Source organism: Kocuria arenosa (assembly GCF_042879215.1).
GTDB classification, from domain to species: Bacteria; Actinomycetota; Actinomycetes; order Actinomycetales; family Micrococcaceae; genus Kocuria; species Kocuria arenosa.
The window spans coordinates 190,974-203,203 of the sequence record NZ_JBHZTA010000002.1 but is presented as its reverse complement, the minus strand read 5'-3'; the positions used below and the strand labels follow the sequence as shown (position 1 = coordinate 203,203).

At 73.8% G+C, this 12,230-nt stretch carries 13 protein-coding genes; all 13 read right to left on the bottom strand.

Annotation, left to right across the window (positions count from 1 at the left end; translation table 11 throughout):
- Position 1 precedes the first annotated feature (1 nt).
- The 13 genes from ACFYE3_RS04340 to ACFYE3_RS04280 all read right to left on the bottom strand — a co-directional run bounded on the left by ACFYE3_RS04340 (position 2) and on the right by ACFYE3_RS04280 (position 12,179).
- Complete coding sequence (locus tag ACFYE3_RS04340; RefSeq protein ID WP_387606375.1) at positions 2-793, bottom strand: ABC transporter permease; 792 nt, start codon at positions 791-793, stop codon at positions 2-4.
- A complete protein-coding gene (locus ACFYE3_RS04335; protein WP_387606372.1) occupies positions 783-1,715 on the bottom strand; it encodes an ABC transporter ATP-binding protein in 933 nt (310 codons plus the stop codon). Before ACFYE3_RS04335 ends, ACFYE3_RS04340 begins: the two co-directional genes overlap by 11 nt.
- 61 nt (positions 1,716-1,776) lie before the next feature.
- Positions 1,777-2,187: a transcription antitermination factor NusB gene (gene nusB, locus ACFYE3_RS04330; RefSeq protein WP_368820120.1), complete on the bottom strand. Its 411-nt coding sequence runs from the start codon at positions 2,185-2,187 to the stop codon at positions 1,777-1,779.
- Positions 2,184-2,747: an elongation factor P gene (efp, locus tag ACFYE3_RS04325; protein ID WP_368820119.1), complete on the bottom strand. Its 564-nt coding sequence runs from the start codon at positions 2,745-2,747 to the stop codon at positions 2,184-2,186. The genes nusB and efp overlap by 4 nt, the downstream gene beginning before the upstream one ends.
- Positions 2,748-2,823: 76 nt before the next feature.
- Positions 2,824-3,939: a 3-dehydroquinate synthase gene (gene aroB / locus ACFYE3_RS04320; protein WP_387606369.1), complete on the bottom strand. Its 1,116-nt coding sequence runs from the start codon at positions 3,937-3,939 to the stop codon at positions 2,824-2,826.
- Complete coding sequence (locus tag ACFYE3_RS04315) at positions 3,936-4,547, bottom strand: shikimate kinase (protein WP_387606367.1); 612 nt, start codon at positions 4,545-4,547, stop codon at positions 3,936-3,938. Before ACFYE3_RS04315 ends, aroB begins: the two co-directional genes overlap by 4 nt.
- The gene (aroC, locus tag ACFYE3_RS04310; protein ID WP_387606365.1) at positions 4,544-5,836 is read right to left on the bottom strand and encodes a chorismate synthase; all 1,293 of its coding nucleotides are present in this window, start codon (positions 5,834-5,836) and stop codon (positions 4,544-4,546) included. The genes ACFYE3_RS04315 and aroC overlap by 4 nt, the downstream gene beginning before the upstream one ends.
- Before the next feature lie 63 nt (positions 5,837-5,899).
- Positions 5,900-6,793 (bottom strand): shikimate dehydrogenase, encoded by an 894-nt coding sequence (locus ACFYE3_RS04305; protein WP_387606991.1) that lies wholly within the window; start codon positions 6,791-6,793, stop codon positions 5,900-5,902.
- Positions 6,784-8,007, bottom strand: coding sequence for an endolytic transglycosylase MltG (locus ACFYE3_RS04300; RefSeq protein ID WP_387606363.1), 1,224 nt, complete (start codon positions 8,005-8,007; stop codon positions 6,784-6,786). The genes ACFYE3_RS04305 and ACFYE3_RS04300 overlap by 10 nt, the downstream gene beginning before the upstream one ends.
- Entirely contained in the window at positions 8,004-8,660 is a 657-nt protein-coding gene (gene ruvX, locus ACFYE3_RS04295) for a Holliday junction resolvase RuvX (RefSeq protein WP_387606361.1), read from the bottom strand. The genes ACFYE3_RS04300 and ruvX overlap by 4 nt, the downstream gene beginning before the upstream one ends.
- A gap of 26 nt (positions 8,661-8,686) precedes the next feature.
- Positions 8,687-11,383, bottom strand: a complete 2,697-nt coding sequence (gene alaS, locus ACFYE3_RS04290) for an alanine--tRNA ligase (RefSeq protein WP_387606359.1) — start codon at positions 11,381-11,383, stop codon at positions 8,687-8,689.
- On the bottom strand, positions 11,383-11,754 hold the full coding sequence (locus ACFYE3_RS04285) for a hypothetical protein (RefSeq protein ID WP_387606356.1): 372 nt from the start codon (positions 11,752-11,754) through the stop codon (positions 11,383-11,385). Before ACFYE3_RS04285 ends, alaS begins: the two co-directional genes overlap by 1 nt.
- Complete coding sequence (locus tag ACFYE3_RS04280; RefSeq protein WP_387606353.1) at positions 11,751-12,179, bottom strand: DUF948 domain-containing protein; 429 nt, start codon at positions 12,177-12,179, stop codon at positions 11,751-11,753. The genes ACFYE3_RS04285 and ACFYE3_RS04280 overlap by 4 nt, the downstream gene beginning before the upstream one ends.
- Between the last annotated feature and the right edge of the window lie 51 nt (positions 12,180-12,230).

Sequence of the window (12,230 nt, the reverse complement as noted above, 5' to 3'; positions counted from 1 at the left end):
GTCAGGCGCTGTGGTCGGCCCGCTCCCACCAGGCGGCGGTGGCCGCGGCCGAGCCGAGGGCGACGAGCACGACGCCCGGGATCCCGGCCCGTCCGGCCTCCTGGGCGTCCGGGCCGGCGGTCCCGGCGAGCAGGGCGGGCACGGCCCAGGGGAACCAGGCGCCGTGCCCGACGGCGGCGAGCACCTGGGCCACGAGGACGGTGAGGAACAGGACCGCCACGGCGGGCAGGTAGCCGCGGCCCACGCTCGCGGCCAGCCCGTAGGACGCGGCCAGGCCCGCCGTGAGCAGCCCGGTGCCGAGGACGCCGCCCGCGCCGCGCAGGGCGGCGCCGGCCGACCACCCGGGCAGCCCGAGCGCCGCGCCCAGGACGAGCACGAGCGCGACGAGGAGCACGGTGAGCGCGGCGCACCAGACGAGCAGCAGCAGCAGCTTGGCCAGGACCACGGCGGTGCGGGAGGTGGGCAGGGCCAGCAGGTCGGTCGCGGTCCGGTCGGAGAACTCCCGGCCGAAGAGCCAGATCGCGGCGGTGCCGAAGATGATCAGCCCGCCCACCGCGACGGTCTGCGCGGTGAGGGAGAAGTACCCCGGCCAGTCCGCGGTGCCGCCGGTGAGCTGGGCCTTGGCGCCGAGCAGTCCCAGTGTCCGGGCCCGGTCGACGTCCTGCAGCACGAACATGAAGAACGCCCCGACCGCACCGGCGAGGGCGATGGCCCCGGCGGTGGCCCACGGCACGCGGGAGCGGCGCAGCTTCAGCGCCTCCGCCCGGACGGCGGCCACCAGGTCACCGGGCACCGGGGCGCTCCTGCGGTGGCCGCGCGCCGACCAGGCGCAGGAAGTAGGCCTCGAGGTCCTCGCGGACCACCGCGAGACCGGTGGGCGGCACGCCGCCGTGGACGAGGGCGGCGGACACGTCGTCGGGCCGGTCCGTGGCCCGGAGGTCCTCGAGCAGGACCGTGCGGGGTCCGCGGCGCGCGGCGAAGCCGGCCGCGGCCAGGACCCGCACCGCCCGGGCGTCGTCGCGGGTGCTGAGCTCCAGATGGCGGCGGACCCGTCCGGGCAGGGCGGCGGTGGCGAACTCGTCGAGCAGTCCGCCCCGGTGCAGGACGCCGATCCGGGTGGCGACGCGGGCGACCTCGCCGAGGATGTGGCTGGAGAGGAGCACGGCGGTGCCGTGCTCGCGGGCGAGTCGCTCGAGCAGGGTGCGGACCTCGACGACGCCGGCCGGGTCCAGGCCGTTGACCGGTTCGTCCAGGACCAGCAGGGACGGGCGGTGCAGCATGGCACGGGCCAGCGCCAGGCGCTGCAGGTTGCCCTGGGACAGGACGCGGGCGCGGCGGTCGGCGTGCTCGCGCAGCCCGAAGACCTCCACGGCGTCCTGCACGGCGGTCGGCGACCGCAGCCGGCGCAGCCGGCGGGCGACCTCCAGGTTCTCGCGCACGGTCAGCTCCGGATAGGCGGAGGCGGCCTCCACGAGGTAGCCGACCTCCGCCCGGACCGACCGGTCGCCGGGCCCGCGGCCGAGGATTGTGACGGCGCCGGCCGAGGGCCGGACCATGCCGAGGACCGTCCGCATGACCGTGGTCTTCCCGGCGCCGTTGAGCCCCAGCAGCGCGTAGAGCTCCCCCGGGCGCACCTCGAGGCTGACGCGGTCGACGGCGCGCACGGACCCGTAGTGCTTCGAGACGCCCTGCAGGCGCAGTGCGGGAGCTGTCATGCGGACCTCCCGGGAACGGACGGGTCTGGTCCCGGAGATCGTAGCGCGCCGGGCGGGCGGCTCAGCCCAGCAGGGTCGGCTTCATCTGCTGCAGCCGGCCCAGCAGGCCGTTGACGAAGCGCGGGGAGTCGTCCCCCGCGAGCTCTTTGGCGAGGTTCACGGCCTCGGCCACGGCGACCCCGTCCGGGACGTCGTCGTTGAACAGCAGCTCCCAGGCACCCACGCGCAGCACGTTGCGGTCCACCGCCGGCATCCGCTCGAGGGTCCAGCCCTGGGAGTACGTCTCGAGGTACTCGTCGAGCTCACCGCGGCGCATCGTGACCCCGAGCACGAGCTCCTCGGCGTACGGGGAGACGAGCGAGTCGCTGTGCACCCGGCGCCGCTCCATGACCTCGCGGGCGTCCTCGGAGCGCTGCTCGGCCTCGAAGAGGATCTCCACGGCGCGCCGGCGCGCCTTGCCCCGGGCGCTCACTCGTTGACGCGGCCCAGGTAGTCACCCGTGCGGGTGTCGACCTTGACCTTGGTGCCCTGCTCGAGGAAGAGCGGCACCTGGATCTGGTAGCCGGTCTCCACGGTGGCGGGCTTGGTGCCGCCGGTGGAGCGGTCGCCCTGCAGGCCCGGCTCGGTGTAGGTGATCTCGAGGACCACGGACGCGGGCAGCTCGATGTAGAGCGGGGCGCCGTCGTGCAGCGCGATGGTCGCGTTGAGGTTCTCGAGCATGAAGTTGGCGGCGTCGCCCACGACCTCGCCGGGGACGGTGATCTGGTCGTAGGTCTTGTTGTCCATGAAGACGTAGTCGGCGCCGTCCTGGTACAGGTACTGGTACTCGCTGCGGTCCACCGTGGCGGTCTCGATCTTGGCGCCGGCGTTGAAGGTCTTGTCGACGACCTTCCCGGAGGTGATGTTGCGCATCTTGGTGCGCACGAACGCCCCGCCCTTGCCCGGCTTGACGTGCTGGAACTCGATGACGTTCCAGAGGTTGCCCTCCAGCTTCAGGACGGTGCCGTTCTTGATGTCGTTGGTGGTAGCCACAGGTTCTCTCTCTGGTTGTCTGCGAAGTCGGCAGGTCGGCGCGGTCGGGGGGTGTCGTCCCGGGCCGCGGACCAGTCTAGCTGGGCGCGCCCTCGGCGATCTCCTGGTAGGTGGCGAAGAGGATCGCGGGGTCGGGGACCTCGAGCACGCGGGGCCGGCCGACGGCGTCGAGGACGATGAAGCGCAGCAGGTTCCCGCGGGTCTTCTTGTCCCGCTTCATGACCTCCAGCAGCCGCGGCCACTGGTCCCACCGGTACGTGGTCGGCAGCCCGAGGGAGGCGAGGACGCTGCGGTGGCGCTCGACGACGTCGTCGGCCAGGTTCCCGGCGGTGCGGGCGAGCTCCGCGGCGAAGACCATCCCCACGGAGACCGCGGCGCCGTGGCGCCACTGGTAGCGCTCGTTGTGCTCGATCGCGTGGCCGAGGGTGTGCCCGTAGTTGAGGACCTCACGGCGGCCGGCCTCGCGCAGGTCGCCGGAGACGATCTCGGCCTTGACCCGGATGCTGCGCTCCACGAGCTCGCGCACCACCTCGGACTGCGAGTCGCGTACCGCCCCCGGGTGGGCCTCGATGAGCTCGAGGATCCGCTCGTCGGCGATGAAGCCGCACTTGACGACCTCCGCCATGCCGGTGAGCAGCTCGTTCTCGGGCAGCGTCCGCAGCGTGTCGAGGTCGCACAGGACGGCCGCGGGCGGGTGGAAGGCGCCGACGAGGTTCTTGCCCTCGGCCGTGTTGATCCCGGTCTTGCCGCCCACGGCGGCGTCGACCATGCCGAGCAGGGTGGTGGGCACGTGCACCACGCGCACGCCGCGCAGCCAGGTGGCGGCCACGAAACCCGCGAGGTCGGAGACCGCTCCCCCGCCCACGGAGACGACCGCGTCGGAGCGGGTGAAGTCGTTCTGCCCGAGGACCTGCCAGCAGAAGGACGCCACCTGGACGTGCTTGCCCTCCTCGGCGTCCGGGATCTCGGCGGTGAACGCCTGGTAGCCCTGGCCGCGCAGCTCCTCCATGACGACGTCGCCGGTGCTGCGCAGCGCCCGCGGGTGGATGACGAGCACGCGCTGGACCCGGTCGCCGAGCACGCGCGGGACCTCCCCGAGCAGCCCGTGGCCCACGAGGACGTCGTAGTTCTCGGCCGGGCGGTCCCCGGTGACGGGAATGGTCGTGACGGTGCGGGGAGCGGACTCGCTCATGCCTGGACCTCCTGGGTGCTGTCGGTGGTGCCGCCGGCGCTCCGCTGGGAGCGCAGGCGGGTGAGCTCCGCCTCGAGGTCGGCGCCGATCTCGGCGACGGGCCGGTTGCCCCGGCCGTCGAGGGTGATGTCGGCGAGCTCCTCGTAGCAGGCGCGCCGGGAGTCGTAGAGCTCCTGCCAGCGCCGCTCCGGGTCCGGCTGGAGCATGGGCCGGGTCCGGTTGCCGCTGATCCGGGGCAGCACGGTCTCGGTGTCCACCTCGAGGTAGGCGACGAGCTCGTGGCGCAGCAGCTCCCGGGTGGACGGGGTCATGGGGGCGCCGCCGCCCACGGAGAAGATCGCGTTGGCGTGGTCGGGGTCCCGGAGGATCTCGGCGACGGTGTCCGCCTCGAGGTCGCGGAAGTACTTCTCGCCGTGCTCCGCGAAGATCTTCGAGATCACCCCGTAGCGGGAGACGATGACCTGGTCGGCGTCCACGAAGTCGTAGCCGTAGAACTTGGACATGTGCAGGGCCAGGAAGGACTTGCCGGCGGCCATGGGCCCGATCAGCACCACGGGACGCTGCGGGGCCGCGGCGGCGTCGGCCGGGGCGGGGAACTGCGCGTTCACGCCTGGCCCTCCCCGCTCTCGGCGGGCGCCACGAGGGGGTCGCCCATGTGGTCGTCACGCGCCGCGGCGACGTCGTCCTCGAACGCCCCGAGCTCGCCGGCGGAGTGCAGGGACTCCGGGATCGAGGCGAGGTAGGCGTCCTTGTTGCGGGCGGTCTCGGCGATCGAGTCCCCGCCGAACTTCTCCGTCACGGCGTCGGCCAGCACGAGGGCCACCATCGCCTCGGCGACCACACCGGCGGCGGGCACGGCGCAGACGTCCGAGCGCTGGTGGTGGGCGCGGGCGGCCTCGCCGGTGGCGACGTCGACGGTGCGCAGGGCCTTCGGCACGGTGGCGATCGGCTTCATGGCCGCGCGCACCCGCAGGACGTCCCCGATGGACATGCCGCCCTCGATACCGCCGGCCCGGTTGCTCACGCGGCGCACGACGCCGTCGGCGCCGCGGGAGATCTCGTCGTGGGCCTCCGAGCCGGGCCGGCCGGCGGTCAGGAAGCCGTCCCCGACCTCGACGCCCTTGATGGCCTGGATGCCCATCAGGGCCCCGGCCAGGCGGGAGTCCAGCCGGCGGTCCCAGTGCACGTAGGAGCCGAGCCCCGGCGGCAGCCCGTAGGCGAGGACCTCGACGACGCCGCCGAGGGTCTCCCCGTCCTTGTGGGCGGCGTCCACCGCCGCCACCATGGTCTCCGCCGTGGCGGGGTCGAAGCAGCGCAGGGGGTCGGCGTCGAGGCCGGGGACGTCGGAGGGCAGTGGCCGCGGGGCGTCCACCGGGGCGCTGACGGCGCCCACGGCGGTCGTGTGGGAGACGAGGTGCACGCCCACGGCCTCGAGGATCTTCGCGGCGACGGCCCCGAGGGCCACGCGCGTGGCGGTCTCCCGGGCGCTGGCCCGCTCGAGCACGGGCCGGGCCTCGTCGAAGCCGTACTTCTGCATGCCGGTGAGATCGGCGTGGCCGGGGCGGGGGCGCGTCAGGGGGGCGTTGCGGGCGCGGCCCGCGAGCACCTCCGGGTCCACGGGGTCGGCGGACATCACCTCGCGCCACTTGGGCCACTCGGTGTTGGCGATCTCGATCGCCACCGGCCCGCCCTGGGTCACGCCGTGGCGGACGCCGCCGAGCAGGCGCACCTGGTCCTGCTCGAACTTCATCCGCGCGCCGCGCCCGTAGCCGAGCCGGCGGCGGGCCAGGGCGTCGCGGACGTCCTGGCTGGTCAGGCTCACCCCCGCCGGGACGCCCTCGATGATCCCGACGAGCGCCTCGCCGTGTGACTCGCCGGCCGTGAGCCAACGCAACATAACAACTCTTTCCGTTCGGGGTCGCGGCGGCAGGGCCCCGGAGGGCGCGGCCGCCGACAGGTCTCAGGTGCGGGGCAGGGACGGGGCGGCGAGGATGGGCCGCCCCACGGCCGTGCACATCGCTGCGACCACGTCCTGCTCGCGGGGCAGGGTCGTGCCCGGGTCGCGGCCGGTGAACAGGCGGATCTGGTCCACCGCCTGGAAGATCAGCATATCGAGTCCGGGGGCCACCGCTCCCCCGGCCCGGGACCAGGCCCCGGCGATCGCCGACGGCCACGGGTCGTAGGCGGCGTCCAGGAGGACGCCCGCGGTCGCCGGGGCGCCGGCCTCCAGCTGCGCCGCCAGCTCGTCGGCACCGTGCGGCGGGAGGGTCGAGACGACCACGTCGTATCCGGCCAGGAGGCCCGGCGCCTCGTCCCACGCCCGCAGGCGCACGGGGATCCCGAGCCGGCGCCCCGCCTCGACGGCGCGCCCGGCGCGGGGGGCGGAGCGCACGAAGACGTCCACGGAGGCGGCTCCGAGCCGCTGCGCGGCGGCGACGGCGGCCGTGGCCGTGCCGCCCCCGCCGAGCACGGCGGCCCGGGGCACGTCCGGCACCGCGCCGGCCGCGAGCACGGCGCCCACGATGCCGGTGACGTCGGTGTTGTGGCCCAGCACCGTCCCGTCCGGGCGGAAGAGCAGGGTGTTGACCGCGCCGACCGCGTCCCCGAGGGCCGTCAGCTCGTCGGCGCAGGCGGCGGCGACCGACTTGAGGGGCATCGTCACCGACAGCCCGCGCCAGGCGGGGTCGCCGCGGCGGGCGTCGACGAACGGCGGGAGCTGCTCCTCGACCAGGTCGTGGGCGTCGTAGTGCACGTCCTCGCCCAGCACCGCGTACGCGGCGCGGTGCAGGTCCGGGGACCTCGAGTGGCCGATGGGGTGGCCCACCACGGCGGCACGGGCAGGGCTCACCCGCACCGGCCCTCGTTCTCGCTGCACCACTGGTTGTACTCCTCCACGTACCCCAGGTGCTCGGCGTAGGTCTCGGCGAACTTCGTCTCGCCCGTCTCGAGGTCCACGGTCACCCAGAAGTAGTAGTCGTTGTCCTGCGGGTCGGCGGCCGCCACGATGGCGGCGTCGCCCGGGGAGCCGATCGGGCCCACCGGCAGTCCCGGGTTGGCGAACGTGTTGTACCGGTTGGACTCGTCGCGGCGCTCCTCCTCCGAGAAGTCGTAGCTCTTGCGGTCGAGGCCGTAGGTCACGGACGCGTCGGACTGGATGAACCCGGAGGTCTCGCCCTCGGGGTTCTTGAGGCGGTTCTCGATCGCGCCGGCCACCACGTCGTAGTGCTCGGGCTGGACCTCGAACTCGATGATCGAGCCGATGGTGAGCACTTCGAAGATCTCGTCCTCGTCGGTGATGCCGTTCTCGTCGAGGGTCGCCCGGGTGCTGTCCACCATGGTCCGCAGGATCTGCTCCGCGGTGGCGTCCAGCGGGAACCGGTACTCGCCCGGGTGCAGCCAGCCCTCGAGGGTCGGGAAGCGGTCCGGGATGCCGAATGTCGCCGTGTCCTCCCGATAGGCCTCGAACTCGGAGACGGGGATGCCGGTGGACTCGCTGAGGACCCCGAACACGTCGGACATGCGCAGGGTCCGGTTGACCGCCGCGTAGTGGCTGGCCTCGTCCTCCTCCATGAGGGCGCCCACGGCGGCCTCCGAGCTCATCTCCGTGCGCAGCTCGTACTCGCCCGGCTGGATGAACTGCTCGGCGTGGTCCTCCTGGTACGTCTCGATGAATGTCTCGGCGTCCGCCACGATCCCCTGCGCCTCGAGGGCGACGGCGACCTGACCGGTGGTGGCGCCCTCGGCCACGGAGAAGGTCACGGGGTCCTTGCCGTCGCCGCGGTAGTCGCGGATCTCGAACCACCCGAAGGTGGAGGCGAGCACGGACACGGTGATCAGCGCGGCGAGCAGGAACAGGGCGATGGCCGTGGTCAGGGACACCCGGCCGCGGCGCCGGCGCCGCTGGACCTGCTCGGGGGTGAGCTCCTCGTGCTCGAAGACGCCGCGCAGGCCCGTGGAGGGCTCCCGCGACGACGGGGAGTCCAGCAGGCTGCCCAGACCGCCGCCGGACGACTCGCGGGGCGCCTCGGCTCGGCGGGGCGCCGACTGGTCGTACGGGTCGTCGCTCACGAATGCTCTCCGTCCGGATCGGTGGTCGTCAACGGTGCCGTCCGCGCCCGGTCGGGCGCTCCGGCGGTGTCCTCGGCGGTGTCCTCGGCCGCGTTCCCGGCTCCGGCGGACGACTCCCCGCGGTGCGCCACGGCGGGACCCTGCCCGTCGTGGTCACTCCCATTATGCGGGACGGCGGGGACCGGGGCGGCGGGAACCGGCGGGTCCACCGGCGCGCCGGGCTCCGCGCCGGTCGCCTCGGCCCGGTCCAGGGCGCTCTGCAGGATGGTGGTCGCGGCCACCTGGTCGACCTTGTCCATGTGGTCGCGGCGGGAGACCCCGGCCTCCAGCAGCGCCCGGTGGGCGTCCACCGTGCTGAGGCGCTCGTCGACCAGCCGCACCGGCACGTCGCGGCCCTTCACGCGCAGCCGCCGCACGAGGGCCTCCGCGTAGTCCCTCGCCATCGCGGTCGAGGCGTTCTCCCCGCCGTCGAGGCTGCGGGGCAGGCCGACGTAGACGGCGACGACGTTGTGCTCCTGGACCAGCCCGGCCAGCAGCTTCACGTCGAAGCCCTTCCGGGGGTCGCGCCGCAGCGTGGTGAGCGGCGTGGCGAGGATGCCGTCGGGGTCGCACAGGGCGACCCCGACGCGGACGAGGCCGACGTCGACCCCCATCCGCCGTCCTCGGGCGTAGGCGTCGCTCACGCGGCGGCGCCGCCCGTCGCCCGGGCGATGTCGGCCAGCACGGCGTCCAGGGCGGCCCCGGTCTGCGCGGGGTCCTGCCCGCCGCCCTGGGCGATGTCGTCCTTGCCGCCGCCGCCGCCGCCGAGGACCTTGGCCGCGGTGCGCACGAGCCGGCCGGCCTGCACCCCGGCCTCGCGGGCGCCCTCGGTGGTGGCCACGAGGACCAGGGGACGGCCCTTGGCCGTGCCCGTGACGGCGACGACGAACGGCTCGGCCGTCATCCGGCCGCGCAGGTCGAGGGCGAGCGAGCGGACGTCGTCGGCCCCGGAGACCTCGCCCATGTCGTGGGTCAGGACTTTGACCGCGCCGACCTGGCGCACCCCGTCGAGCAGGGAGCCGGCCTGCGCCTGGAGCTTCTCCCGGCGCAGGACCGCGAGCTCCTTCTCGGCCGACTTCAGCTTCTCGAGGGTGCCCGCCAGGCGCTCGGGGAGCTCCGCGGAGGACTGCACCTTGAGCATGCCGGTGAGCTGGTGCACGAGGGTCCGCTCGGCGGCGAGGTGCCGGAACGAGTCCAGGCCCACGAGCGCCTCCACGCGGCGGTTGCCCGAGCCCACGGACTGCTCGGTGAGCAGGGTGAGCGAGCCGATCTGGGCGGTGCCGCCCACGTGCGTGCCGCCGCACAGCTCCCGCGACCACGGGCCGTTCAGCTCGACCACGCGCACCCGGTCCCCGTACTTCTCGCCGAACAGGGACATGGCGCCCATGGCCTTGGCCTCGTCGAGGGCCATCTCCTGCGTCACGACCTCGTGGTTGGCGTGGATCGCCGCGTTGGAGACCTCCTCGATCTCCTGGCGCTGGGCCTCCGCGAGCCCCTCGCCCCACGCGAAGTCGAAGCGCAGGTAGCCCTCCTTGTTGAAGGAGCCGCGCTGGACGGCCTCGGGGCCGAGGATGTCGTGCAGGGCCGCGTGGACGATGTGGGTGCCGGTGTGGGCGGCCTCGGCGGCCCGCCGCCGGGCGACGTCCACCTGGGCGAGCACCGTGGCCCCGGAGAGGGCCTCGCCCTCGCGCACCACCGCCTGGTGCACGGACAGCCCCTTCACGGGCTGCTGGACGTCGGTGACCTCGAGCACGAAGCCGTCGCCGCTGATGGTGCCCCGGTCGGCGGCCTGGCCGCCGGCCTCCGCGTAGAACGGCGTCTCGTCGAGGACGACCTCGACGTGCGCCCCCGCGGGCGCGGCGGGGACGGTCACGCCGTCCTGCAGCAGGGCGCGCAGCACGGTCTCGTGGCCCAGCCGGGTGTAGCCGGTGAACACCGAGCCGCCCTCGTCGACGAGCCGGCGGAACACCGAGAGATCGGCGTGGGCGCCCTTCTTGGCGCGGGCGTCCTGCTGCGCGCGGTGGCGCTGCTCCTCCATGAGACCGCGGAACGCCGTCTCGTCGACGGCGACCCCGGCCTCGGCGGCCATCTCGAGGGTGAGGTCGATGGGGAAGCCGTAGGTGTCGTGCAGGGCGAAGGCCTCCGCGCCGGAGACCGCCTGACCCTGCCGCCTGGCGCCGGCCACGGCCTCGTTGAGCCGGGTGGTCCCGGACTCGATGGTCTTCAGGAACGCCCGCTCCTCGGCGTAGGCGATCCGGGAGATCCGCTCGAAGTCCTCGGCCACGTAGGGGTAGACGCCGCGCATGGCGTCCCGGGACGCGGGCAGCAGCACGGGCAGGCACGGCTCGGTGACACCCATCAGGCGCATCGCACGGATCGCGCGGCGCAGCAGGCGGCGCAGGATGTACCCGCGGCCCTCGTTGGACGGGCTCACGCCGTCCGCGATGAGCATCAGCGAGGAGCGGACGTGGTCGGCGACCACGCGCATCCGCACGTCGTCGTCGTAGCCCTCCTCCCCCGGCTTCTCGGAGCCGTGGTAGCGCCTCCCGGAGAGCTCGGCCGCCTCGTCGAGGACGGGGCGGACCTGGTCGGTCTCGTAGAAGTTCTCGACGCCCTGCAGCAGCATGGCCAGACGCTCGACGCCCAGGCCGGTGTCGATGTTCTGCTCCGGCAGGTCGCCCAGGATCTCGTAGTCCTTGCCCGAGCCCTCACCGCGCTGGTACTGCATGAAGACGAGGTTCCAGATCTCGATGTAGCGGTCGTCGTCGACCGCCGGTCCGCCGTCTTGGCCGTACCGGGGGCCGCGGTCGTAGAAGATCTCGGAGTCGGGGCCCGCGGGGCCGGGCTGGCCGGTGTCCCAGTAGTTCTCGTCCCGTCCCATGCGCTGGATCCGCTCGGCGGGCACGCCGACCGTGTCCTTCCAGAGCGTGTAGGACTCCTCGTCGCCCTCGTAGACGGTCACCCACAGCCGCTCGGGGTCGAGCCCGAAGCCGCCCTTGTCGAGCGGGCCGGTGAGCAGCTCCCACGCCATGGGGATGGCGCGCTCCTTGAAGTAGTCGCCGAAGGAGAAGTTGCCGGCCATCTGGAAGAACGTGCCGTGCCGGGCGGTCTTGCCCACCTCGTCGATGTCGAGGGTGCGGATGCACTTCTGGATGGACGCGGCGCGCCGGTAGGGGGCGGTCTCCTGGCCGAGGAAGTACGGGATGAACGGGACCATGCCCGCGATCGTGAACATGGCACCGGGCTGGGAGGAGATCAGGGAGGCGGAGGGCACCACGGTGTGGCCCTGGCCTTCGAAGTAGTCCAGCCAGCGCTTGGTGATTTCCTGAGACAGCATTACCGGTGCTTTCCTTCGCGGTCGGTCGAGGGGTCGGTGGGGTCCGCCGCGGTCCCGTCCGCGCGGGGGGCGGCGGTGCCGTCGAGCACCGGCGGGACGGCGTCACGGGCAGCCAGGCGGGGGGCCGGCGGCCGGGGCGTGGCGACGCCGAAGGACTCGCGCAGCTCGGCCTCGCGCTCGTCCATGCCCGCGCGCACGGTGGCGGCGAAGCGGTAGAGCCGGGAGCGCCAGTCCCCGGCCCGGGGGGTGCGTGCGGCGCCGGGGGCGCCCGGCACGGAGAGGTCCTGGCCGGGTGAGCGGGCGAACCGGGTGGCGGCGGCGCCGAGAACGCCGCCGGCGGCCACGAGGGCGAGCCGGCCCCAGAAGCTCATGAACGGTCCTCCCCCGGGGTGCCGGGGCCCTGCTCGTCGGCGGTCCCGAAGCGGTCGGCCCGGTGGGAGCCCTCCGCGGCGGTGTCGCCCGTGAACGCCCGGCGCACGCCGTGGGAGAACGCCGCGACCTTGATCAGCGGCTGGCCCACGGTGGAGGCCACCAGGGAGGACAGCGCGGAGACGTTCGCGGAGGCGTCGGAGACGTTGGTCGTGATGCCGTCCACCTTCTCGAGCTGCGAGTTGGTGGTCGAGACGGTGCGGGTGACCTCGTCGATGAGGGGGACGGTCTCGTTGTTGAGCGAGCGGATCGTCAGCCGCAGCTCGTCGAAGACCTTGCCGAGCTTGAGGATCGGCACCGCGAGCAGGAGCACCAGCACGGCGAACACCCCCGCGGCGAGCAGTCCTGCGATTTCTCCACCGGTCATGGGGCGGCGCGCTCCTTGCTGGTCGGGTCGAGGGTGCCGGGCGGCGGGACC